This window comes from Pseudomonas sp. LS1212, from assembly GCF_024741815.1.
In the GTDB taxonomy this organism is placed as follows: Bacteria; Pseudomonadota; Gammaproteobacteria; order Pseudomonadales; family Pseudomonadaceae; genus Aquipseudomonas.
This window is the reverse complement of record NZ_CP102951.1, coordinates 965,323-987,562: the sequence shown is the minus strand read 5'-3', so window position 1 is coordinate 987,562 and position 22,240 is coordinate 965,323. Positions and strand designations below refer to the sequence as shown.

At 59.8% G+C, this 22,240-nt stretch carries 19 protein-coding genes and 3 pseudogenes; 12 read left to right on the top strand and 10 right to left on the bottom strand.

Annotated features, from left to right (window positions below):
- Positions 1-40: 40 nt before the first annotated feature.
- A pseudogene (locus tag NVV94_RS04470) lies at positions 41-898 on the bottom strand (IS110 family transposase); the annotation flags it as partial.
- 481 nt (positions 899-1,379) lie between these two features.
- Between NVV94_RS04470 and NVV94_RS04465 the strand changes: the two are divergent.
- Positions 1,380-1,856, top strand: a complete 477-nt coding sequence (locus NVV94_RS04465) for a hypothetical protein (protein WP_258446034.1) — start codon at positions 1,380-1,382, stop codon at positions 1,854-1,856.
- A gap of 1,172 nt (positions 1,857-3,028) precedes the next feature.
- Here NVV94_RS04465 and NVV94_RS04460 read toward each other — a convergent pair.
- Positions 3,029-3,298 carry a helix-turn-helix domain-containing protein gene (locus tag NVV94_RS04460; protein WP_258446033.1) on the bottom strand — a complete coding sequence of 90 codons (270 nt, stop codon included), beginning with the start codon at positions 3,296-3,298 and terminating at the stop codon, positions 3,029-3,031.
- A 297-nt stretch (positions 3,299-3,595) separates the two neighbouring features.
- Here NVV94_RS04460 and NVV94_RS04455 point away from each other — a divergent pair.
- The 3 genes and pseudogenes from NVV94_RS04455 to NVV94_RS04445 all read left to right on the top strand — a co-directional run.
- A pseudogene (locus tag NVV94_RS04455) lies at positions 3,596-3,940 on the top strand (acetolactate synthase large subunit); the annotation flags it as partial.
- 44 nt (positions 3,941-3,984) lie between these two features.
- A pseudogene (locus tag NVV94_RS04450) lies at positions 3,985-4,188 on the top strand (divalent metal cation transporter); the annotation flags it as partial.
- Positions 4,189-4,351: 163 nt separating this feature from the next.
- Positions 4,352-4,693 carry a HopJ type III effector protein gene (locus tag NVV94_RS04445; RefSeq protein ID WP_258446032.1) on the top strand — a complete coding sequence of 114 codons (342 nt, stop codon included), beginning with the start codon at positions 4,352-4,354 and terminating at the stop codon, positions 4,691-4,693.
- A 166-nt stretch (positions 4,694-4,859) separates the two neighbouring features.
- Here NVV94_RS04445 and trxB read toward each other — a convergent pair whose 3' ends face one another.
- A complete protein-coding gene (gene trxB, locus NVV94_RS04440) occupies positions 4,860-5,816 on the bottom strand; it encodes a thioredoxin-disulfide reductase (protein WP_258446031.1) in 957 nt (318 codons plus the stop codon).
- 61 nt (positions 5,817-5,877) lie between these two features.
- Entirely contained in the window at positions 5,878-6,477 is a 600-nt protein-coding gene (locus tag NVV94_RS04435) for a peroxiredoxin (RefSeq protein WP_258446030.1), read from the bottom strand.
- Positions 6,478-6,735: 258 nt separating this feature from the next.
- Between NVV94_RS04435 and cysZ the strand changes: the two genes are divergently transcribed.
- Both cysZ and NVV94_RS04425 read left to right on the top strand, forming a co-directional pair.
- On the top strand, positions 6,736-7,491 hold the full coding sequence (cysZ, locus tag NVV94_RS04430; protein ID WP_258446029.1) for a sulfate transporter CysZ: 756 nt from the start codon (positions 6,736-6,738) through the stop codon (positions 7,489-7,491).
- Positions 7,492-7,595: 104 nt separating this feature from the next.
- On the top strand, positions 7,596-8,819 hold the full coding sequence (locus NVV94_RS04425) for a glycosyltransferase family 1 protein (protein ID WP_258446028.1): 1,224 nt from the start codon (positions 7,596-7,598) through the stop codon (positions 8,817-8,819).
- Here NVV94_RS04425 and NVV94_RS04420 read toward each other — a convergent pair.
- The 3 genes from NVV94_RS04420 to NVV94_RS04410 form a co-directional block, all read right to left on the bottom strand.
- The gene (locus NVV94_RS04420) at positions 8,788-9,891 is read right to left on the bottom strand and encodes an NADH:flavin oxidoreductase (protein WP_258446027.1); all 1,104 of its coding nucleotides are present in this window, start codon (positions 9,889-9,891) and stop codon (positions 8,788-8,790) included. The two genes, NVV94_RS04425 and NVV94_RS04420, sit on opposite strands and share 32 nt — an antisense overlap.
- 156 nt (positions 9,892-10,047) lie before the next feature.
- Positions 10,048-10,530 carry a glutathione peroxidase gene (locus NVV94_RS04415; RefSeq protein WP_258446026.1) on the bottom strand — a complete coding sequence of 161 codons (483 nt, stop codon included), beginning with the start codon at positions 10,528-10,530 and terminating at the stop codon, positions 10,048-10,050.
- A gap of 156 nt (positions 10,531-10,686) precedes the next feature.
- Positions 10,687-11,172, bottom strand: coding sequence for a peptidylprolyl isomerase (locus NVV94_RS04410; RefSeq protein ID WP_258446025.1), 486 nt, complete (start codon positions 11,170-11,172; stop codon positions 10,687-10,689).
- Between NVV94_RS04410 and NVV94_RS04405 the strand changes: the two genes are divergently transcribed.
- The 3 genes from NVV94_RS04405 (at position 11,141) to NVV94_RS04395 (ending at position 14,715) form a co-directional block, all read left to right on the top strand.
- The gene (locus tag NVV94_RS04405; protein WP_258446024.1) at positions 11,141-11,479 is read left to right on the top strand and encodes a DUF3565 domain-containing protein; all 339 of its coding nucleotides are present in this window, start codon (positions 11,141-11,143) and stop codon (positions 11,477-11,479) included. The genes NVV94_RS04410 and NVV94_RS04405 overlap by 32 nt on opposite strands.
- Before the next feature lie 235 nt (positions 11,480-11,714).
- On the top strand, positions 11,715-13,811 hold the full coding sequence (pta, locus tag NVV94_RS04400) for a phosphate acetyltransferase (protein WP_258446023.1): 2,097 nt from the start codon (positions 11,715-11,717) through the stop codon (positions 13,809-13,811).
- Position 13,812: 1 nt separating this feature from the next.
- A complete protein-coding gene (locus NVV94_RS04395) occupies positions 13,813-14,715 on the top strand; it encodes an acyltransferase (protein ID WP_258446022.1) in 903 nt (300 codons plus the stop codon).
- 106 nt (positions 14,716-14,821) lie between these two features.
- Here NVV94_RS04395 and NVV94_RS04390 read toward each other — a convergent pair whose 3' ends face one another.
- The 3 genes from NVV94_RS04390 to NVV94_RS04380 form a co-directional block, all read right to left on the bottom strand.
- Complete coding sequence (locus NVV94_RS04390; protein ID WP_258446020.1) at positions 14,822-15,520, bottom strand: OmpA family protein; 699 nt, start codon at positions 15,518-15,520, stop codon at positions 14,822-14,824.
- A gap of 95 nt (positions 15,521-15,615) precedes the next feature.
- Positions 15,616-16,260 (bottom strand): MBL fold metallo-hydrolase, encoded by a 645-nt coding sequence (locus NVV94_RS04385; protein ID WP_258446019.1) that lies wholly within the window; start codon positions 16,258-16,260, stop codon positions 15,616-15,618.
- A 771-nt stretch (positions 16,261-17,031) separates the two neighbouring features.
- Entirely contained in the window at positions 17,032-19,260 is a 2,229-nt protein-coding gene (locus NVV94_RS04380; RefSeq protein WP_258446018.1) for a TonB-dependent hemoglobin/transferrin/lactoferrin family receptor, read from the bottom strand.
- 243 nt (positions 19,261-19,503) lie between these two features.
- On the opposite strand from NVV94_RS04380, the gene NVV94_RS04375 reads away from it, so the two are divergent.
- The 3 genes from NVV94_RS04375 to NVV94_RS04365 are packed head-to-tail and all read left to right on the top strand — an operon-like array spanning position 19,504 to position 22,228.
- The gene (locus tag NVV94_RS04375; RefSeq protein WP_258446017.1) at positions 19,504-20,241 is read left to right on the top strand and encodes an energy transducer TonB; all 738 of its coding nucleotides are present in this window, start codon (positions 19,504-19,506) and stop codon (positions 20,239-20,241) included.
- Positions 20,242-20,257: 16 nt separating this feature from the next.
- Positions 20,258-21,328: a hemin-degrading factor gene (locus NVV94_RS04370; RefSeq protein ID WP_258446016.1), complete on the top strand. Its 1,071-nt coding sequence runs from the start codon at positions 20,258-20,260 to the stop codon at positions 21,326-21,328.
- 12 nt (positions 21,329-21,340) lie between these two features.
- On the top strand, positions 21,341-22,228 hold the full coding sequence (locus NVV94_RS04365; RefSeq protein ID WP_258446015.1) for a hemin ABC transporter substrate-binding protein: 888 nt from the start codon (positions 21,341-21,343) through the stop codon (positions 22,226-22,228).
- Positions 22,229-22,240: the final 12 nt, after the last annotated feature.

Below are 22,240 nucleotides of genomic sequence, written 5' to 3'. Positions count from 1 at the left end.
GGGCCTGGTCGGACTGTCAGCTTTCCAGTCGATTACATGCCGATCGAGCACCATGGATCATCAGCGTTCGCAAATAGGCATCTCCTCGTTTGCTGATACCAAGTAATCGGTCCTTTCCGCCAGAACTGTGTTGTCTGGGTGTCAGCCCTAGTGAGGCCGCCAATTGTCGGCCATTGGCAAACTGGCGGGCATCACCGATAGCGGCGATGAGCGCGGTAGCGATCATTGGGCCCACACCGCGTAACTGCTGTAAGCGGACGGCCGTTGGCTCACTTGCCGCGATCGCAGATATCTCGCCATTGAGTTCGCTCACGCGCTCGTCAAGTGCGCGCAGGTCGCCCCACAAGCCATTCAGCAGACGACGAAAGCGTGCCGTCAAACCGTTATCTGCATCTTCCAGCCAGCACGGTATTGCGCGACGCAGCATCAGTAATTCCTTCGGTGCAACAAGGCCATACTCGGCGATCAGCCCACGAATCTGATTGGCTTTGGCCGTCCGCTGTTCGATTAAGCCGGCCCGGATGCGGTGTGTCGCCTGGATATCCTGTTGTTCGATGGTCTTGACGGCGACGAAGCGCATGCTGGGGCGGCTCATGGCTTCGCAGATCGCCTCGGCATCGTTGGCGCCGTTCTTGTTGCTCTTGACGTACGGTTTGACGAACTGCGGCGCGATCAGCCTCACCCGAAATCCGTGTGCTTGTAGTTGCCGCGCCCAATGGTGCGCACCACCGCAACTTTCCATACCGATCTCACAGCCGGGTTCGATCTTTTCCAGCACCGTTTGCAGCCAGCGATCGCGCGATAAACGCTGCCGCCAAACGGGTAGCTCATGACAATCCACGCCGTGGATCTGAAACACGTTCTTGGCCAGGTCGACTCCAATTCGCATAAGCTTCATGTGTGGACTCCTTCTCACCGTTGACTGTGGTTCGCACTTTCAGTCTGGCACTCAAGATGCCGAAGTGAGGAGGAGTCCATCCCATTGCTTTCGGGCTCGCATCATCTCCCCCGCGTTGCTCAGCCGGTTCGCCGCACGCCTCAACATTGGAACCGTTCCAGAGTACTCAATAGCGATTGTCGCTTCCAGCGCCATGGCCGCTTGAGCGGCAACAACGTCACACTGGCAGCTTGTACCTGCTCCCCCTTGAATCAATCATCTGGCCAGGAGATAGTCAGGATCCCCTTCAATTCATGGCCAATTCCAAAAAACGGGGACCGACACCGAGGCCGTTTCCGGGTCCACATCACCAAAGGACGTCTCCCAATACTGCTAACATACCTGGAAAGCAGGCAGCCATAGCAAAATAAGAGCAATAGGCTGACACAATGTGTAGTCATGCAAACCTCTCAACGAGCGTCGAATGCTGCGGGAGTAACCTATGCTGTTTGAATTTCCCCCCCAGAGATTTTCGGTCGATTTAAGGCGATTGGTTCAACGGCCGTTGAACGACGTTGAGGATGAGTTACTCGTTCGCATTGCCTTAGAATTTTGGTACGCCTCTACCGATCTGGAAACCGAAATCAGGCTGTTCCTGGAAACCCAGCCTAGTAGCGAGCACATTAGCCGTGCAGGGTATTTGATCCAGCGGCTGACTCGTTTCTCGTGTGCCACCAATGAGCGTGTGTCAGATGCATTGCTCGCGATCAGCTTGCTAAAAAAGCCGGAGGTTTTTGACTCTGTCCATCTACGTGAACCAGGGAAAGTCCGTAAAGACTATCTCGCGTCGGAGTGGTGTTTAAACGAAGGACTTGGATTGAAGGTCCAAAAGATCCTACCCTTTCAAACTAGGCATTACGAAGCTACTCAGCGAGCGCCTATGATCGGCAATGCGATGGATGAACCTTTCCCTCGCTAAGTAGATTCCTCCAAGTTCTAGCATGAGACCTATCAGGGGGAATCATGATCAACCCGTTTTTCATCAATTGAATTGTAAGAAGCGTCGACGGGCTTAACGGCTCAAGCCCAAACACTGATCTGAGTTCCAAAGATGAGCGAGAGAACTCATCCTTATCGAAAATCCTAAATTAGGTATTGAACAGCCGACGCCCCAGAGTGAGTGACTCGCAGACTTGCTATCTATTCCGATGGACCTGAGGCAAGCCGCAGAATTTTTTCGGAATCAATGTGGAGCCCGGTTTCATGAATCGACTCGAGGCGGATCGTCCAAGACGAATTGGCCAGTATTCAGGCCTATCCTGAAGGCTAGCTGCGGTTGAAGCGCTTCAGGCTGCAGGAATAGAGGCAGTTGTAAGCCCCAGCATTGCTCTGCCGTATGCATCCGCGATCGAAAGGCTGTATCCAGGCCTGGATGGCCTACAGTTTTTCTGACGAAGTTATCAAGCCTTCGTTAAAAATCTATCGGCATAATCTGTAGCTGGTGTCTGCGTTACCTGATGAACCTTGAATGATTGGTGATACCACGAGGTGTGATTGTGATAATTCTATCGCCTACATGCGGGGCTTCTATCTAGATCGGAAAGGGAAAAACGGTTACAAAACGCTGCTCCCATTAGCGGCAAAATTTTTGCGCGCACGATGATCAGTCCCTGGTTAGCAGAGATCCGTCTCGTCATCCCATAGCTCCAAACGCCACCCTGACAAAATGTCGGCCAGCTCTCCGAAAGGGATTTGTGAAGGGCTACAGGCAAAAGCACAGTTAGCCTTGTGTTGGGCTAGAAAGGGCTTTCCGGAGTCTGAAAGCTTTTGCGTACCACCGCAATGTCGGCACCTCACGTGAATGCCGTCCAGCGTCCATCGCTTACCCCAATTATCGATTTCGATTTCTACTAATTGATTCAGGCGCCTGACCTGCTTGGGTCGTCCCTCACGGGCGTAATCGTCTTGGTATCCCACTGTCTTCCCCATTCAGGTTGTGTCCATCATGCCCGGGCCGGGTCATTGATCGCGCACTATAGGCTGTAGCCCTATAGGTTTCAACGCGACCCGATACCCAGCACATGGAGCAGAGGTGGAAATATGCGAAAAAGGGCGACTCAGGCTGGTTTTTGAGCACAGCTTCGCTCGGTATCAGTTAGTTAAATCAGCGCGGATACACTGGATAATCGAATCCAAACTGGTGTCGTCTTTGTTCATATAGGTACTGATCACAAGGGTGGCAGGATGAACACCGAGTACACCGGCGATATCTTCTAATTTATCCAGCGTAGGACTTTTCAAACCTCGCTCAAGCGTGCTGATGTAAGTTCTGCTGCTCACAAGATAGAAGTCCTCTTGCGTGCGATGTTTTTTTTGCCTTAGTGCCTTGAGTGCGGTTGCAAACGCCTGCTTTAGCTCCATTTTCATGCTTCCCAAAAGGAGCTATCAGGCCTTCTTGAAATCTATAGGAGTACAATCTATAGTGTTCACCATGCCGAAATGAGCACGGCTTGCTCTAAATTCAATTCGGATTCTGCACTAAACTCCGCCTGTGCAGCGTTAGGATGAGAATCGTCTAGGTTCTACGTCCTGTCTTGGGCAAGATGGCCGATTCCGAGTGACGATGCCTTAAGCCCGGACATTGCACCGTGTTTTGTTGATACCTTGGTATTGGATCGGTTTTTCTGAAACCTACCAGGATGTATCTCGGAAGGGCCTGAAGTCGATGCCGTATATTTCCCGCAAATCGAGGTGATCGGAGACATCGCCAACGCTGTCTGGCAGGTCGGCGAGGTGCTGAACGACACCGCACATTGGGACTTCACCCGCCTGCTAGCGATTCGTGAAGCCAACGAAGTGCAGATCGCCGAAGGGGCTGATGATGATCGCTACCCAATGTATCCGCAGCGTCTGGTGGTCGATATCCGCCGTGCGCTGCCGTTCGAGGGCATCGTGGCGCTGGACAACGGTATCTATAAGATCTGGTTCGCCCGTAACTACAAGGCGCACAAGCCGAACACCGTGCTGCTCGATAATGCTCTAGCGACCATGGCCGCCGGCATCAACGGGCAGCTCTTTACCGTATTCCATAAGTTGGACCCTTGGTACAGTTGCTGGTATTCAGTCAGGTTATACTTTCAATGCAGTTGCCCTTGGCAGTTATCCCGTTGGTACGCTTCGTTACCGATCGTTCGAAAATGGGTTCGCTAGTTGCCGGCCGCAGGCTGGCGGTGCTGGCCTGGAGCATTACGGCAATTATCGTGACGCTGAACATCACGCTCCTAGTCAGTGCCGTGCAGCAATGGCTGTAACCGTCGCTCGGGAGACAAGCCCGGCTGGGCACTTTGCCGATGCAATCAGGTGGTCAAGTGGAGAGCGCACGTGGTTCGAAATGACCTAAAAAAGTTACTATCTGTAACTATCTGAATACACTCGTAAATATCGCATATAACAGTTAAGAAGGATCCGTAAAGCGTGACTGACCTGAACACCCTGCGCGCCAGCCTGAACAGCGGCGAACACGCCTTCGCCGACACCCTGGCGTTCATTGCCGCCGGCTACGACTACCAGCCGCAAGCCTTCAACAATGGCGGTGTCGAAAACGCCGCCGGGCAGAACGAAGGTTCCTGCAAGACCCTGGGCCTGGCCCTGCTCGAAGGGTTGAGCGACCAGGAGGCGCTGTTGGCCTTTGGTGAGCATTACCGTTCGGTGGTGGCTACGCCTGAGGGGAGTGACCATGGGAATATTCGTGCATTGATTGCGCATGGTTTGGCGGGGGTGAAATTTGCGGGTGAGCCTTTGAAGCGTAAAAGTTGATTTGATCCAATAAAAAAACCGGCGATTAGCCGGTTTTTTTATGTTGCCTCATCGCTGGCAAGCCAGCTCCCACGGGGATTTGTGTCAGGCCAATTACCTGGCGGTTATCTCGATCTGTGGGAGCGGGCTTGCCCGCGATGCGACCGCAAGGCGGTCGCTCAAACCATCAAGCGTTCTGCAGCCCATCCAGGTAACGCTCGACATCCAGCGCCGCCATGCAACCCGCACCAGCCGAGGTAATCGCCTGACGGTACACGTGGTCAGCCACGTCGCCCGCAGCAAAGACACCTTCAACACTGGTAGCAGTGGCATTGCCGTCACGACCACCCTGAACCACCAGGTAGCCATCTTTCAATTCCAGCTGGCCTTCGAACAACGAAGTGTTCGGGGTATGTCCGATGGCAATGAACACACCGTCGACTTTCAGCTCGTCGAAGCTGCCGTCGTTGTTCTTCAGGCGCGCACCGGTCACGCCCATGTTGTCACCCAGCACTTCATCCAGGGTGGCGTTGAGCTTGAGGACGATCTTGCCTTCGGCAACGCGAGCGTGCAGCTTGTCGATCAGGATCTTCTCGGCGCGGAACGTTTCGCGACGGTGGATCAAGGTCACCTTGCTGGCGATGTTGGCCAGGTACAGCGCCTCTTCGACAGCAGTGTTACCACCACCGACCACGGCCACTTCCTTGTTGCGATAGAAGAAGCCATCGCAGGTCGCGCAGGCGGAAACGCCCTTGCCCATGAACGTTTCTTCGGACGGCAGGCCCAGGTAGCGAGCGCTGGCACCGGTGGCAATGATCAGGGCGTCGCAGGTGTAAGTCCCGCTGTCGCCGGTGAGCGTGAATGGCTTGCCAGCCAGGTCCACGGCATTGATGTGGTCGAAGACGATCTCGGTCTCGAAACGCTCGGCGTGCTCGCGCATCCGCTCCATCAGCGCCGGGCCGGTCAGGCCATGAACGTCACCTGGCCAGTTGTCGACTTCAGTGGTGGTGGTCAATTGGCCACCGGCCTGCATGCCGGTGATCAGCAGGGGCTTGAGGTTGGCACGGGCAGCGTAGACCGCAGCGCTGTAACCGGCAGGGCCGGAACCGAGGATGATCACTCGCGAATGACGTACTTCAGACATGACAGACTCCTGTCGGCCGGCGATAACTTGCCGGCCGTGATGGAATAAAAGAGAAATCGAATTACAGGCTATTGGCGTTTGCGGCCAGGTAATCGGCAACACCCTTGGCATCGGCCTTCATGCCTTTCTGGCCTGGACGCCAGCCGGCCGGGCAGACTTCGCCATGCTGTTCGGTGAACTGCAGGGCTTCGACCAGGCGCACCATTTCGTCAACTTCACGACCCAGCGGCAGGTTGTTCACGACCTGGTGCTGAACCACGCCTTGCTGGTCGATCAGGAACGAAGCGCGCAGTGCCACGCCGTCGTCGTGCTCGATACCGTAGGCACGGGTGATCTCGTGCTTGACGTCGGCGACCATGGTGAACTCGACTTCGCCGATGCCGCCCTTCTCGACCGGCGTGCTGCGCCAGGCGTGGTGGGTGAATTGCGAATCGATGGAAACGCCCACGACTTCAACACCCAAATCGCGGAATTTAGCCATGCGGTTGTTGTGCGCAATGATTTCCGACGGGCAGACAAAGGTGAAGTCCAGCGGCCAGAAGAACAGCACGACGTATTTGCCGCGCAGGGACGAGAGTTTGAAGCTGTCGACGATGGAACCGTCGCCCAGGACTGCGGCTGCGTCGAAATCAGGGGCTTGCTTGTTGACCAGAATGCTCATGAAAACTCCTTGGAGATCAAAGTTCAAAGGCGATTTAAAAGTTGTGCGCAGCTTAGCGAGGTGGCGAAGATTAGGGAAATATCGTTTCACAATCCACCTCATAGGCATGTTCTATCCTGGCCTGGGAGGGCAGGCCTTGATGCCTATCAACTTTTCCTGCACGGCTTTGTTACAGTGCATTTCCTGGACGGCGCCACGCTTTCACCGAGCGCTCAAACTCGGTAAGGTCGGCGCGTTTTCAACTGCTTGGAGCATGCCATGCAAGCCCCCGTACTCTCTGGCCCGCAATACCTGCGCGAAGGCCTGAAACTGGTCCTGAGCCCTGGCCTGCGCCTGTTCGTCCTGCTACCCCTGGCCATCAACCTGCTGCTGTTCGTCGGCCTGATCTACCTGGCCAGCCATCAGTTCGGTCTCTGGGTCGATTCCCTGATGCCAAGCCTGCCGGACTGGCTGAGCTTTCTCAGCTACATCATCTGGCCGCTGTTCGTGATCCTGGTGATTTTCATGGTGTTCTTCACCTTCACCATGCTGGCCAACGTCATTGCCGCGCCCTTCAATGGCTTTCTCGCGGAAAAGGTCGAAGTGGTTGTGCGCGGCACCGATGACTTCCCGGCCTTCAGCTGGGGTGAACTGATCGCCATGGTCCCACGCACCTTTGCGCGGGAAATGCGCAAGCTCGGCTACTTTCTGCCGCGGGCCATCGCCCTGTTCATCCTGTCGTTCATCCCGGTGCTCAACCTCATTGCCGCACCGCTGTGGCTGCTGTTCGGCGTCTGGATGATGGCCATCCAATACATCGACTACCCGGCGGACAACCACAAGCTGGGCTGGAACGAGATGCTCGCCTGGCTGCGGGAAAAACGCTGGCAGAGTTTGGGCTTTGGTGGGTCGGTGTATCTGGTGCTGCTGATTCCCCTGGTCAACATCCTGATGATGCCGGCGGCAGTGGCCGGTGCGACGCTTTTTTGGGTACGTGAGCGCGGGGTCGAGGCATTGGTGCCGACAAAACCCTAGGGTCGAACCTGCTTGCCTTCAACTGGAAGGCAAGCGCCCCTACGTCATCGATCCATCACACAAGCGTCACAACAGCGCAATCACGCGCGTCGATACTGTAGGTCATGACAGCGCCCTCCCTGCACATCACCCTCATCACCGAAACCTTCCCACCGGAAATCAATGGCGTGGCCAATACCCTCGGTCGCTTGAGCGAGGGGCTGCGCCAGCGAGGCCATCGGGTGGAGCTGGTGCGCCCGCGCCAGAACGGCGATGAGATGCCAGGTGACGAGAACCTGCTGCTCTGTCGAGGCTGGGCGCTGCCAGGCTACCCAGGCCTGCAATGGGGGCACTCGTCGATGCACAAGTTGCTGCGACGCTGGCGTCGCCACCGCCCGGACGTGCTGTACATCGCCACGGAGGGCCCGCTGGGCTTGAGCGCCTTGCGTGCGGCCCGGTGCTTGGGAATTGCGGTGGTCAGCGGCTTCCATACCAATTTTCATCAGTATTCCAGCACCTACGGGCTGGGTTTGTTGACCCGCCTGCTCACGCATTACCTGCGCTGGTTTCACCGCCGTACCCAATTGACCCTGGTACCCAGTGTCAGCCAACGGATGGAACTGGAGCGCCGTGGCTTCGAGCGCCTGGCGTTGCTGTCGCGTGGCGTCGACAGCCAGCTGTTCAACCCGGCCAGGCGCTCGATGGCATTGCGTGAAAGCTGGGGGCTGGGCAGCGATGACATAGCCCTGCTGCATGTAGGCCGGCTGGCACCGGAGAAGAACCTGGGCCTGCTCAAGCGCAGCCTCGACGCCTTGCGCAGTGCTTATCCACAGCGACGGATGAAGTTGATCGTGGTCGGTGACGGGCCGCAGCGGGCCGCACTGGAGCAGCAGCTACCCGATGCAATCTTCTGCGGGGCACAGCGTGGCGAAACGTTGGCGGCGCACTACGCGTCAGGGGATATGTTTCTGTTCCCAAGCCTGACCGAAACCTTCGGCAACGTCGTGCTTGAAGGCCTGGCCTCGGGGTTGGCGGTGGTGGCATACGATGAAGCCGCCGCTGCGCAGCACATCCGCCATGGCCACAACGGCGCGCTGGCGATGCCCGGCGATGAAGCCGCCTTTATCGACGCGGCCGGCTGGTTGCTCGAAGACAGTGAAGCCTTGCGCAGGGTACGCCTCAATGCGCGCCAGCATGCCAGCCGCCAGGGCTGGGCCTTGATCATCGAACAGTTCGAAGAACAACTGCGCAACGCCTGCGAACGGGCAAGCGTTGCGCCGGTGGCAAGGGTCAGCCAAAGCGACCCTCAACGGCTGATCAAACCAAAGACATCAACGCATCACGGCTGAAGGGCAGGATGTCCTGCTCGTTGCCATCACGCACTTTGGCCGCCCAATCCGGGTCGACCAGCAAGGCACGGCCGACGGCTACCAGGTCGAACTCCTCGTTGTTCAGGCGCTCCAGCAGGTTTTCCAGGCTGGCCGGTTGCGCCACCTTGTCGGTAGCGACCATGAACTGCAGGAACTCGCCGTCCAGGCCGACGCTGCCCACGGTGATGGTCGGTTTGCCGGTCAGCTTGCGCGTCCAGCCCGCCAGGTTCAGCTCCGAGCCCTCGAACTCCGGCTCCCAGAAGCGGCGGGTCGAGCAGTGGAAGATATCCACGCCCGCTGCGGCCAAGGGTTGCAGGAACTCGCACAGCGCTTCAGGCGTCAGCACCAGCCGGGCGCTGTAGTCCTGCTGCTTCCACTGCGAGTAGCGGAAAATGATCGGGAAATCCGGGCCAACGGCGGCACGCACCGCCTGAATCAGTTCAATGGCGAAACGCGAGCGATTGGCCAGGCTGCCACCGTATTCGTCGGTGCGCTGGTTGCTGACGTCCCAGAAGAACTGGTCGATCAGGTAACCGTGGGCACCGTGAATTTCCACGCCGTCCATGCCGATTGCCTGAGCATCGCGGGCCGCCTGGGCGAAGGCGGCGAAGACTTCCCGGATGTCCGCGTGGGTCATGCCGTGCACGACCGTCTGGCCGTCCTTGAGCTTCTCGCTCGGGCCGTAGCCTGGCACGCTGGCGTCCGGCTCGGCGCCGATGCGGCGCACACTGCCCACATGCCACAGCTGCGGAACGATCTTGCCGCCTTCGGCATGCACCGCCTCGACCACCTTCTTCCAGCCGGACAAGGCATCTTCACCGTAGAAACGCGGAACATTGGGATAACCATTGGCCGCTTTGTGGCCGACCGTGGTGCCTTCGGTAATGATCAGCCCTACACCTGCCGCTGCACGGCGACGGTAGTACTCGATGACTTTGGAATTAGGCACCCCGCCTGGGGAAAACGAACGCGTCATCGGCGCCATCACTACCCGCGTCGGCAGCTCCAGGGCACCCAGGTGAAACGGTTTGAACAAAGCTTTGACCGGCATGTGGCGCTCCTTGAACGTGGGATGCGCCTGAGCATAAAGCGACTCGGCAGAACGAGCACAGTACTATTGATCAGAGTGATCAAGATCTAAAAGATACGGGCGTGCTGGTTGCAGGAGTTGCCACAGGCTGCGGCAGCTCCTGCAAAAGGTCCGAAGTCAGCTCAGGGCCTTTTCGATGGCCTGGACCACCGAGGAATCGTCCGGTGCGGTACGCGGCGAGAAACGGGCGAGGACCCGGCCATCCTTGCCGACCAGGAATTTTTCGAAATTCCAGGTGATGTCGCCAGGGAACTCCGCGCCTTCACCCGCCAGCTGACGATACAGCGGATGGCGATGCGGACCGTTCACGTCCAGCTTGCTGCCCAGCGCAAAGGTCACCTTGTAATTGACGCTGCAAAATTCCTGAATCTCTTGCTCGGTACCCGGCTCCTGACCGGCAAACTGGTTGCACGGCAGGCCAAGCACACTGAAGCCCTGGCCTTTGTACTGCTGGTAGAGACTCTCCAGCGCTTCGTACTGGGGAGTCAGCCCGCACTTGGAGGCGACGTTGACCACCAGCACGACATTACCTTTGAACGGCGCCAGCGGCAGATCCTGGCCGTCCAGCGCTTTAAGCGTAAGGTCGTGAAATACACTCATGACGAACTCCCCTCTCCAGATCCCGGTACCGCACTATTGGGTGACCAAAAACACTAGCACACTAAAAAGGCGCCCTCTCAAGCCGGTCGAAAACCTCGAAAGTTTTCTCCGAACCTGCTCGGGCGCCTCAGCGGCCAACTGAGCTTAGCAGTGAAATCAGTGGTGATGGCCACCTTCGCCATGAACATGGCCATGAGCCACTTCTTCCTGGCTGGCGTCACGGATGTCGACGATCTTGACCTGGAAGGTCAGGCGCTGACCGGCCAGAGGGTGGTTGCCGTCGACGGTCACGTCGTCGCCGTCCAGATCACGGATGGTCACGATCTGCATTTGGCCATCGGGCGCCGAAGCGTGGAACTGCATGCCAACTTCCAGCTCGTCGACGCCTTCGAACATGCTGCGGCTCAGGGTGCTGACCAGCTCGGCGAGGTATTCGCCGTAGGCGTCTTCCGGTTCGATGGACACTTTCAGTTCGTCACCGGCCTGCTTGCCTTCCAGAGCCTTTTCCAGACCTGGAATAATGTTACCTGCGCCATGCAGGTACACCAGCGGTGCGCCGCCGGCAGAGCTGTCGATGACCTCACCAGCGTCATTGGTCAGGGTATAGTCGATGGAGACAGCCTTATTGGCGGCGATCAGCATGGGGCGAGACCTTTTGCATAAGAATGAAGAACGTTCAAGTGTAACCAAGCCATCGGCCGAAAGCGAACGGAACCCGGACAGACGGACTGGTGCGAAAGCCAGTGTACTACTGGGTTTTCATCAAGACGAGGACGGTTTCTGGGTTGCCGAGCTTTCCTGCGGGCATACCCAGCATCTGCGCCACCAGCCGCCCTGGCAAATGCGCCAATGGGTACTGGACCCGCTGCAGCGGCAAAAGCGCATCGGAAAAACCTTTGCGTGCGGCTGGTGTGCTCAGGGCCTCGATAGCGATACCCTTGGCAATTGATTCCGGCAGTTTGGCTAGGGCGTGTCGTCAATTAGTTCCTGGCTTGCGCCGGCGCCTGTTTTTGCGCAGGGCAAGGCGCGAGGAGAGAAATTTGGTCATTCCAAATGAACGACGAGTAACGCAGCCCTGCGCAAAAACAGGCCCGGCACGCGCTCAGGCGACAACGCAAGCCAGGAACTAATTGACGACACGCCCTACACAACGCCTTTGCACAGCTCACATCGAGAAGCTTCGCATGCAGACATTTTTCATCGCGCCGACAGATTTTGGCGTCGGCCTGACCTCCATCAGCCTCGGGCTGGTCCGCACCCTTGAACGGGCCGGGCTGAAGGTCGGTTTCTTCAAACCCATCGCCCAGCCGCATCCGGGCGACCTGGGGCCGGAGCGCTCCACCGAACTGGTGGCCCGTACCCACGGCCTCAAGCCGCCAAAACCACTGGGGCTGGCCCATGTGGAGCGGATGCTGGGCGACGGCCAGCTGGATGAATTGCTCGAGGAAATCATCACCCTCTATCAGCAAGCCGGGGTTGGCAAGGATGTACTGATCGTCGAAGGCATGGTTCCGACCCGTCACGCCAGCTATGCGGCACGGGTCAACCTGCACCTGGCCAAGAGCCTGGACGCCGAAGTGATCCTGGTCTCGGCGCCGGAAAACGAAGTGCTCACCGAACTCTCCGGCCGTGTCGAGCTGCAGGCCCAGTTGTTCGGCGGGCCGAAAGACCCGAAAGTGCTTGGTGTGATCCTCAACAAGGTGCGCACCGACGAAAGCATGGAGGCCTTTGCCGCGCGCCTGAAAGAGCATTCGCCTCTGCTGCGCAGCGGTGATTTCCGCCTGCTCGGCTGCATCCCCTTCCAGGCCGACCTGAACGCCCCGCGTACCCGCGATGTGGCCGACCTGCTCGGCGCCCAGGTGCTCAATGCCGGCGACTACGAACAACGACGGATGTCGAAGATCATCATCTGCGCCCGCACCGTGCTCAACACCGTGCCGCTGCTCAAGCCCGGCGTATTGGTGGTGACCCCCGGCGACCGCGATGACATCATCCTCGCAGTCAGCCTGGCAGCGATGAACGGCGTGCCCCTGGCCGGCCTGCTGCTGACCAGCGACACCGTGCCCGACCCACGCATCATGGAACTGTGCCGTGGCGCGCTGCAGGCCGGCCTGCCGGTGCTCTCGGTCAGCACCGGCTCCTATGACACCGCCAACCGGTTGAACCAGCTGAACAAGGAAATCCCGATCGACGACCGCGAACGGGCCGAGATCATCACCGACTTTGTCGCCAGCCACCTGGATGCCCACTGGCTCCACCAGCGTTGCGGTACCCCACGGGAAATGCGCCTGTCGCCGGCCGTGTTCCGCTACCAGTTGATCCAGCGCGCCCAGGAAGCCAACAAACGCATTGTCCTGCCCGAAGGCAGCGAGCCCTTGACCGTGCAGGCAGCGGCCATCTGCCAGGCGCGCGGCATCGCCCGCTGCGTGCTGCTGGCCAAGCCCGAGGACGTCCACGCGGTGGCCCAGGCCCAGGGCATCACCCTGCCCGAAGGCCTGGAAATCCTCGACCCGGACCTGATCCGCGAACGCTACGTCGAACCGATGGTGGCCTTGCGCAAAACCAAGAGCCTCAACGCACCGATGGCCGAGCAACAACTGGAGGACCCGGTAGTGATCGGCACCATGATGCTGGCCCTCGACGAAGTCGACGGGCTGGTCTCGGGGGTGATCCACTCCACGGCCAATACCATTCGCCCGGCCCTGCAGCTGATCAAGACCGCCCCGGGCTGCACCCTGGTGTCGTCGGTGTTCTTCATGCTGTTCCCCGAGCAGGTGCTGGTGTATGGCGACTGCGTGATGAACCCGCACCCGAGCGCCCCGGAGCTGGCGGAAATCGCCCTGCAGAGTGCCGATTCGGCAGCCGCCTTCGGTATCGCCCCACGGGTTGCCATGATCAGCTACTCCAGCGGTAATTCGGACAGCAGCGAAGAGGTCGAGAAAGTCCGCGAAGCCACCCAGTTGGCGCAGGAATCCCAGCGTGACTTACAGATCGACGGCCCCTTGCAATACGACGCCGCCGCCAACGAACGGGTCGCCCAGCAGCTTGCGCCCAACAGCCTGGTGGCCGGTCGCGCGACCGTGTTCGTGTTCCCCGACCTGAACACCGGCAACACCACCCACAAGGCAGTCCAGCGCAGCGCCGACTGCGTCAGCCTCGGCCCGATGCTGCAAGGCCTGCGCAAACCGGTCAACGACCTGCCGCGCGGCGCCCAGGTCGACGACATCGTCTACACCATCGCCCTTACCGCCATCCAGGCCAACCGCTCTGTGGAAATCTGAAATGCTGGACTCTTTACCCGCTGCAATGCGAGGCGTGATCGCCTCGTTGTTGCTCGGCCTCAACACCCTTGTCTGCTGCGCGCCGCTGTTCGTGGTCAGCCTGTTCAAGCTGTGCCTGCCCTTCCCTGCCGCCCAACGCCTGAGCGACTGGCTGATGAGCCACATCCATGAAGCCTGGATCAGCAACAACAAGGCCTGGATGAAACTGATCGGCCATACCCGTTGGCACATCAGCGGCCTGGAAGGGCTGGACTACCAGCACTCCTACCTGATCACCAGCAACCACCAGAGCTGGGTCGACATCCTGGTGCTGCAGTACGTGCTCAACCGCCGCATTCGCCCCTTGAAGTTCTTCCTCAAGCAGGAGTTGATCTGGGTTCCGGTCATTGGTCTGGCCTGGTGGGCGCTGAGCTTTCCGTTCATGAAGCGCTACTCCAAGGCCTACCTGGCCAAGTATCCGGAGAAGAAAGGCGAGGACCTGGAAACCACCCGCAAGAGCTGCGCGAAATTTCGCGGCAAGCCGACCGGTATCTTCAACTTCGTCGAAGGCACGCGTTTCACCAAGGCCAAGCACGTACAGCAGAACTCGCCTTTTCGTTACCTGCTGAAGCCCAAGGCCGGCGGCATTGCTTTCGTGCTTGATGCCATGGGCGAACAACTGCAGTCGATCGTCAACGTGACCCTACACTACCCGGCAGGCCGCCCCGGTTTCTGGGACCTGCTGTGCGGCAGGGTGAAAGAGATCGTGGTGCATTTCGAAGAAGTGGCCATCGCGCCGCAGTTCATCGGCAGGAACTATGACCAGGACGATGCCTACCGGCTGGAGTTCCAGCAGTGGATCAACCAGCTTTGGGAAGAGAAGGATGTGTTGCTGGGGCGGATGCATCAGCAATATCCGGGGTAGGTGTTGCCGCTGATGGCCCTATCGCTGGCAAGCGGAGCGCCGCCAGCGATGAGGCCCTCAAAGACAAAAAAATCCCGCTACCAGAGCGGGATTTTTTCATTCCAGATTACTGCTGATAAGTCTGCCCGGGAATCGGCTTGAGGTTCACCTCAACCCGACGGTTCTGCGCCCGCCCATTGGCATCGGCGTTGCTGGCAATCGGCTGATCAGGCCCGGCACCACGTACCGACAGGCGCGAACCATCCACACCCTGGGAAGTCAGGTAAGTGCTGACGCTCTGCGCGCGCTGCTGCGACAGGTCCATGTTGTGCTGGCGGCCGCCGGTGCTGTCGGTGTAACCGACGATCTCGATGTTGTTCTGTGGGAACTGCTTGAACGAGTTCGCCAAGTTGTTGAGCGGCGAATAGAAGCCTGGGGCGATGGCCGACGAGTCGGTGGCAAAGGTGATATTGCCCGGCATGATCAGTTTGATCTGATCGCCTTCGCGCTGCACTTCAACGCCAGTGTTGGCCATGCTCGCACGCAGGGCGGCTTCCTGCTTGTCGGCGTAGTAGCCATAACCGGCTGCAGCCGCACCCACGGCGGCGGCGCCGATCAGTGCACCCTTGCCACGGTTGTTGTGGTCGATCGCGGCACCGGCGATGGCGCCGGCCAAGGCACCTAGGCCGCCGTATTTGGCAGTTTTGCTCATCCCGGTGGAGCCTTGCTGCGCCTGCCCCTGTTCGTTGTACGGGTTCTGCGAGGCACAACCGGACAACAGGGCAACGGCGGTGGCGGCAATAATCAAGCGACGCGAGGTGAACATGGAGAAGCTCCTACTTTTTCATTCGATAGTGCAGCGGTGGTTGCTGCGGACCTCTGCTGGGGTTGGAACGCACAAAGCGCAAAAAATTCCCGGCCTCAGGCGCGCACGAACGGGTTTTCCCGCATTTCATCGCCCAGGCGCGTATCGGGACCGTGCCCGGTAACAACGGTAGCCTGCTCATCGAGCGTGTAAAGCCGCTGCTTGATCGACTTCACGATGGTCGGCTGGTCGCCGCCCCACAAGTCCGTACGGCCAATGCCGCGGCGAAACAGGGTATCACCGGCAATCAACAACTTCGCATCGGCAAACCAGAAGCTCATGGAACCCGGCGTATGCCCCGGCGTGTGCAACGCCACCCCGCAACCACAGGCCAACTCCTCGTCATCGGCCAACCAGCGATCCGGCGATGGCACTGGCGTGTAGGGCACGCCGAACATGTTGCATTGCATTTCCAGGTTGTCCCAGAGGAACTGGTCGTCCTTGTGCAGGTGCAAGGTCGCGCCGGTCTTCTCTTTCAACTGCCCGGAGGCGAGGAAATGGTCCAGGTGGGCGTGGGTGTGGATGATGCTGACCACCTTCAGGCCCAGGGCATCGAGGCGGGCGAGGATCAGCTCGTGGTTGCCACCGGGGTCGACCACGATGGCTTTTTTGGTGATGGGGTCGCCGATGATGGTGCAGTTGCACTGTAAGGGGCCGACGGGGAAGGTTTCGCGGATGAGCGCCGGTTTTGAGGCTTCCATGAGGTATTCCTATGGGGTAATGGCCCATTTTCGCTCAATTTGGTCGGTTATGGCGACGGTCAGGACATATTCCAAAAAACCCCAGAGCAATCTCAACGCCAAAACGCTTCAATCGACTGGGGCCGTATTGCGGGAAAACGTAGGACTGAGGACCTATCGTCAATCAGGTCTCGATACCTGCAATCGACGCCTCTACCAACGCCTTGGCGACCTCAATCTGATGCACCACCGAACGGGCCAGCACCTGGAACTCGGGGTCTGTGGAGCTACCACCGACCGCGACTAAACGAATTAGGTGGCAGCTGTACGCAGGTTAGTCGACCGGGGCAAAAGGAACCCGGCAGGACCGAAGTCCTCCCGCGCACAGCCACCATAAAGCATTGCGATAGGCGTAAAAAAACGCCACACAATGGGTTTGGGGCGCTATGCGCCTTTTGCTTGCTCGGGCGACTAAACCCGGTCGCTGATTTTGCAGCGACATTGGAAGCCTAACGTTGCGTGCCGGTGAAGGCAAGCCTTGGCTTGAAGATGGCCTGGGAACTGGGGAGGTGCTGTAGCCGTAGCCCCGTAGCCGCTGCCACAGGCTGTCGCAGTGGCGCACCAGCTCGACCGCGCAGCGGGCGCTAAATCTCAAGACCGCAGGGAGGTCCTGCGGACCTCAGCGCAGCCTTCGGCAGCGGCTACATGGATGCGACGCCCCCCAAAAGAAGCCGCTCCCACAAATGCATCCGTGGGAGCGGCCCTGGCCGCGATCAGCTCAGCTCAGCGTGATCAGATCTCCCAGATCACATTGACCGCCGCATAACGCCCCGGCTGTGTCAGGCGACCCAAGCCTGCCGCATCAGCATCGTGCCCCTGCACGTCACCCCAGTTCCAGTACTTCTTGTCGGTCATGTTGAACAGCCCGCCGTTGATCGACACCTGATCAGTGACTTGCCACCAGGCATTGAGGTCGAGCACGCCGTAGCCGGGGGTTTCGAACTGGCTGTTGATCAGCCGGGCGGCATCTTCGCTGTGGTCGACACGGTCCTTGGACTTGACCAGGGTCCAGGTCAGCTGGCCGCCGAACACACCACTCGGCGCATCGTAGCCCAGGCCCATGACGGCCTTGAGCGGGTCGACGCTGTTGAGCGGCTGGCCGCTTTCTTCGTTCTTGCCGCGGGCATAGGCGATGGAGCCCAGGGCGCGGGTGCCGGCAGGCATGAAGGCGTCGAGCTTGATATCGCCCTTGGCTTCGGCGCCGCGGATGGTGACCTTGTTGAGGTTGCGCGTCTGGAAGGTCGTCAGGTTGGTGCCATTGGGGTCGGCCACTGTGGCGGTTTCCATGAAGTCCTTGTACTTGTTGTAGAACAGCGCAATGCCGAAGCTGCCCAGGTCATAACGACCGCGCAGGCCGGTCTCGAAGCTGTTGCTGGTTTCGGGTTTCAGGTCCGGGTTGCCGATCTGCTGATAGCGATGCTGCGGGTTGCTGAACTCACCGAACATGTTGGTCGGGCTCGGTGCGCGGAAACCGGCGGCGTATTGGCCGTAGACGCTTTCGTGCTCGGTCAGCTGATAAGTGACGCCGAACTTCGGCGAGATGTGATCGTCGGTAATGCGCGACGGATCGGTTTCCGACGGCAGGCCATTGAGGTATTCAGAGGTGACATGCGGCGTCTGACGGTAGTAGTCGTAGCGCACGCCTGGCAACAGCGTCCAGCGGCCGATTTCGATGCTGTCCTGCACGAACAGGCCCAGGGAATCGCTGGTCGGGTCCGGGAAGTCACTGACCGGGAAGTTTTCCGGCGGCCGTACCACTGCGCCGGTGTCCAGGCGCACTTCCCCGCCCTTGCGCAGGTTGCTGGCCTCGATGCGTTTGACTTCGGCACCGTAGATCAGGTGGTGGCGGGTCTCGCCCATGGCGAATTCTTTGTCCAGCTGCGTGTTCAGGCTCCACAGGCGCTCATCGTATTGCGAGTCGCGGGTACGGATGCTGTTGACCTGGGTGACTGTCTGGCGCTGCTGCAGGGTCTTCTGGTTGTTGCCGCTTTCCTGATAGTTCAACTGCCATTTCAACTGGTCGGCCATCAGGCTGTCCAGGCTCAGCGTGTGCTCCAGGCTGTAGCGGGTGCGATCAATGCTGTCTTCGGCCTGCGAACCCAGAATAGCCGGGCTCCTGAGGGTCGCCCTTGAGGTGAGGTCACTGAGCAGGTTGCTGTTGGCATCGTCCTGGTAGCGCTCGTAAGTGAACTGCAACCGGTCGCCTTCAGCATAGTCCCAACCGAATTTGGCCAGCAGGTTCCTGGTGGTGTAATCGAGCGGGTTGGCCTCTTCGCGACTGCTGCCGGTACCGCCGCTGCCGCCCCAGGTGTCGGTGGACTGGCCATCGCGACGTCCCAGATGGAGCAAACCGTCGACGCTGCCCAGGCGGCCGGCGAAGGTGGCGCTGCGCTGCCAGCTGTCGTCGCTGCCGTCGTAGCCGGTTTTCAGACGGGCGTAGGTGTCGTCGCCTTCGTCGAGGTAGTTACCGGCATCCTTGGTCAGGTAGCTGACCGCACCGCCGATGGCGTCACTGCCGTACAGCGAAGACGCCGGCCCACGGATGATTTCCACGGTCTTCACGGTATCGAGGTCGACGTAGTTGCTGCGCACATCCTGGAACGGGCTGAAGAAGTTGCTCTGCGGCACACGCACGCCGTCGACCTGGGTCAGGACGCGGTTGCCGTCGATGCCGCGGATATTGGCGCCCTTCAGGCCGAAACGATCGCCGGTGCCGCTGACCGAAACACCCGGTTCGTAGCGCACCAGGTCCTTCAGGTCCTTGTCGTTGTGCTGGTCGATTTCGCGTTCGGTATGGACCGAAACGGTGCTCGGCACTTGCAGCAAGGTCTGCTCGGTGCGGGTCGCGGTCACGCTGACTGTGTCGAACTGGGTCGTTGTCTCTGCAGCCAAGGCCAACGATGGCGAAAGCAGCAGCAAGGCAAGCCAGGGACGACGGGCAAATGGCGGGTGAATCGACATCTAAATTACTCCTGGGTCTGACAGCGGGCACGCGCTGCCAGGCCTTTTTGCGGCCCTGCGTCAGCGGGTGGAGCTGTCCGGCATGTGTCTGATTTTTTTAGTAATCACAGCGCTCTGTCCCTTTCTGCGAGGGGCTGGTCTATGCAAACGCTTGTTTGGCAGCGGTGGAGAAGATAATCCAGCTTGACTTGTAAATGCAAATAATTACCATGCGCATTATCTTTCAAAACGAGACGAACGTGCATGAAGCACTTTTGGTCTTACCTGCTTGTTTCCATCGCGCTGCATTTGAGCGTGGGCTGGCTGCTGCGCGACCTCCGGGCAGAGCCCGAGCCGCTGGCCTGGCAACCACCGATGGCGATTCAACTGGTCAGCCTTGCACCGGTCTCCCAACCTGTGCCGGCACCGCGTGCCCAACCAGAACCTGAGCTCAAGCAGATCGAGGCACCGACGCCGCCGAAAGTGCCAGTGACGCCCAAACTGGAGGCTACGCAGCCCAAGCCACACCCGGTCACGACATCACCTGTCATCGCCAAGACGCCGCCGCCACCGCAGCGGCGTCCTGAGTCGCGCCCCTCGCAACCCGCTCGCTCGACACCTGCAACGGTGCAAACGGACGCCCAGCCTGCACCCGCGAAAACCGTCAGCCCGACGGCGCCGGCCGTTGCCGCACCCGCCCCATCGCTCACCCCCATGGTCAGCCTGCGCCCCAGCTTCGTCACCCCACCGCCAGCACCCCGTTACCCTTCTGTGGCCCGACGCCGCAACCAACAAGGTATCGTGCGGGTCGAGGTGCAGCTGGATGAGCGCGGTCAGCAGCAAAAACTCGCGCTGACAGGATCCTCGGGTGTGGCCAGCCTTGATCAGGCGGCGCTCGATGCGGTGAAAAACTGGCGTTTTCGCCCGGAAATCGTTGACGGCCGGGCTGTGCCCAGCCGCGTGGAAATACCCATAGAATTCGCCCTGACGGCGAACCGTTGATCCTGAAGGAGTTCACATGACCGCACCCACTTCGCCCCTGCTCGCCGGGCCGCTGCTCTACCAGAACTGGCAACAGCTGCGTGCCGGGCAAGCGGGCCTGCGTGCCCGCGATGCCGCTGCCAGGCTCGGCGTCAGCGAGGCCGAGCTTACGGCCAGCCGCCTGGGGATCGATGCCGTGCGCCTGCGCCCGGACTGGGCCGCGCTGCTGCCGGCATTGGGCGAGCTGGGCTATATCATGACGCTGACCCGCAACGAGCATTGCGTGCACGAGCGCAAGGGTTTCTATCGCGACGTGACGGTGATGGGCAATGGTCAGATGGGCCTGGTGGTTTCCGCCGACATCGATCTGCGCCTGTTCCTGAGCGGCTGGGCCAGCGTGTTTGCCGTCGACGAAGAAACCGCGCGCGGTCCACAGCGCAGCATTCAGGTGTTCGACCGTCAGGGCATGGCTATACACAAGGTCTACCTGACGGCCAAAAGCGATGAAGCCGCCTGGGCGCCATTGGTCGAGCATTTCCGTGTCGAGGAGCAGACTGCCGAGCTGAACCTGCAACCCCTGCCAGAAACCAAGGCACCGCGCGCTGACGACGAAGTCGATGCCGCCGCCATGCGCACTGAATGGTCGCAGTTGCAGGACACCCACCACTTCTTTGCCTTGCTCAAGCGCCATGACGTGGTACGCACCCAGGCCTTGCGCCTGGCCGGCCATGAGTGGGCCGAGCCGCTGGCCACTGTCGAGTTGACCAAGGTCATCGAAGAAACGGGCAAGCGCGAAGTGCCGGTCATGGTGTTTGTCGGCAACAAGCACTGCATCCAGATCCACTCCGGCACCGTGAGCAACCTGCGCTGGATGGACACCTGGTTCAACGTGCTCGACCCCGAATTCAACCTGCACCTCCAGACCACCGGGGTGACCGAACTGTGGCGCGTGCGCAAGCCGAGCAGCGATGGGATCATCACCAGCTACGAAGGCTTCGATGCCGAGGGCGAGCTGGTCATCCAGCTGTTCGGCGCGCGCAAACCGGGCATCCCGGAGCGTGACGACTGGCGTGCCCTGGCAGAATCCGCCAAAACCTTGATCGGCTAAGGAAGCGTCCCGATGCGTTTGACAACACTGCTGGCCTGCGCTGGCGCGCTGCTCAGCCAGATGGCCACTGCCGCCGATGCCCTGCCCCAACGCTGGGTCAGTGCCGGCGGTGCATTCAGCGAATGGGTGGTTGCGCTTGGCGGTGAAAGCAAACTGGTCGGTGTCGACAGCACCAGCCAGTACCCGCGTTCACTGCAAAACCTGCCGGGCATCGGCTACCAGCGCCAGTTGGCGGCCGAAGGTATTCTGGCCTTGCGGCCGGATATTCTGCTCGGTAGCAATGAAATGGGACCACCGCCTGTGTTGGAGCAGCTCAAGGCCGGTGGCGTACGCATCGAATTGCTCTCGGCCAGGGCCGACGTGCAGGCTCTGGAACACAACCTGACCCAGCTCGGGCAATTGCTCGGCAACCAGGCCCAGGCACAAGCGCTGATGTGGGGGTATCGCCAGCGTCTGCAAAGCCAGGCCGCGTGGGTCAAACAGGCCCAACAGCAGTACCAGGCGCCCCGGGTGATGATGCTGCTCAGCCATTCCGGCGGCAACCTGCAGGTGGCCGGCAAAGACACGCTGGCCGCCTGGATCATCAGCCAGGCCGGGGGGCAAAGCCTGGGTGAACACAACGGCTACAAGCCGGTTTCCAATGAAGCCATGCTGGCCCTCGATCCAGAGGTGATCATTTTTGCCGGTGGCCGCCTGCAGGGCGATGCAGCACGTGCTGCGCTGCTCGAACAGAATCCGGTCCTGGCGCAAACCCGAGCCGGGCGCGATGGCCGGGTACTGGTGATCGACCCGACGCTGCTGGTGGGCGGGCTCGGCCCACGGGTGCCGGATGCACTGAGCATGCTTGCGACTGCGTTTTATCCTGCCGTGAAGTCCCAGACCGCCGAGATCAGCCGATGACGGCCATTGTTC

What these genes read in the sequence shown, in the direction of transcription:
- NVV94_RS04410 (WP_258446025.1), bottom strand. Translation starts at nt 11,172, where the DNA reads ATGCTGATCGCCGCCAATAAGGCTGTCTCCATCGACTATACCCTGACC.
- NVV94_RS04420 (WP_258446027.1), bottom strand. Translation starts at nt 9,891, where the DNA reads ATGCCGGTCAAAGCTTTGTTCAAACCGTTTCACCTGGGTGCCCTGGAG.
- NVV94_RS04385 (WP_258446019.1), bottom strand. Translation starts at nt 16,260, where the DNA reads ATGGAAGCCTCAAAACCGGCGCTCATCCGCGAAACCTTCCCCGTCGGC.
- NVV94_RS04375 (WP_258446017.1), top strand. Translation starts at nt 19,504, where the DNA reads ATGAAGCACTTTTGGTCTTACCTGCTTGTTTCCATCGCGCTGCATTTG.
- pta (WP_258446023.1), top strand. Translation starts at nt 11,715, where the DNA reads ATGCAGACATTTTTCATCGCGCCGACAGATTTTGGCGTCGGCCTGACC.
- NVV94_RS04435 (WP_258446030.1), bottom strand. Translation starts at nt 6,477, where the DNA reads ATGAGCATTCTGGTCAACAAGCAAGCCCCTGATTTCGACGCAGCCGCA.
- NVV94_RS04380 (WP_258446018.1), bottom strand. Translation starts at nt 19,260, where the DNA reads ATGTCGATTCACCCGCCATTTGCCCGTCGTCCCTGGCTTGCCTTGCTG.
- cysZ (WP_258446029.1), top strand. Translation starts at nt 6,736, where the DNA reads ATGCAAGCCCCCGTACTCTCTGGCCCGCAATACCTGCGCGAAGGCCTG.
- NVV94_RS04415 (WP_258446026.1), bottom strand. Translation starts at nt 10,530, where the DNA reads ATGAGTGTATTTCACGACCTTACGCTTAAAGCGCTGGACGGCCAGGAT.
- NVV94_RS04460 (WP_258446033.1), bottom strand. Translation starts at nt 3,298, where the DNA reads ATGGAGCTAAAGCAGGCGTTTGCAACCGCACTCAAGGCACTAAGGCAA.
- NVV94_RS04425 (WP_258446028.1), top strand. Translation starts at nt 7,596, where the DNA reads ATGACAGCGCCCTCCCTGCACATCACCCTCATCACCGAAACCTTCCCA.
- NVV94_RS04370 (WP_258446016.1), top strand. Translation starts at nt 20,258, where the DNA reads ATGACCGCACCCACTTCGCCCCTGCTCGCCGGGCCGCTGCTCTACCAG.
- NVV94_RS04390 (WP_258446020.1), bottom strand. Translation starts at nt 15,520, where the DNA reads ATGTTCACCTCGCGTCGCTTGATTATTGCCGCCACCGCCGTTGCCCTG.
- trxB (WP_258446031.1), bottom strand. Translation starts at nt 5,816, where the DNA reads ATGTCTGAAGTACGTCATTCGCGAGTGATCATCCTCGGTTCCGGCCCT.
- NVV94_RS04405 (WP_258446024.1), top strand. Translation starts at nt 11,141, where the DNA reads ATGGAGACAGCCTTATTGGCGGCGATCAGCATGGGGCGAGACCTTTTG.
- NVV94_RS04395 (WP_258446022.1), top strand. Translation starts at nt 13,813, where the DNA reads ATGCTGGACTCTTTACCCGCTGCAATGCGAGGCGTGATCGCCTCGTTG.
- NVV94_RS04465 (WP_258446034.1), top strand. Translation starts at nt 1,380, where the DNA reads ATGCTGTTTGAATTTCCCCCCCAGAGATTTTCGGTCGATTTAAGGCGA.
- NVV94_RS04365 (WP_258446015.1), top strand. Translation starts at nt 21,341, where the DNA reads ATGCGTTTGACAACACTGCTGGCCTGCGCTGGCGCGCTGCTCAGCCAG.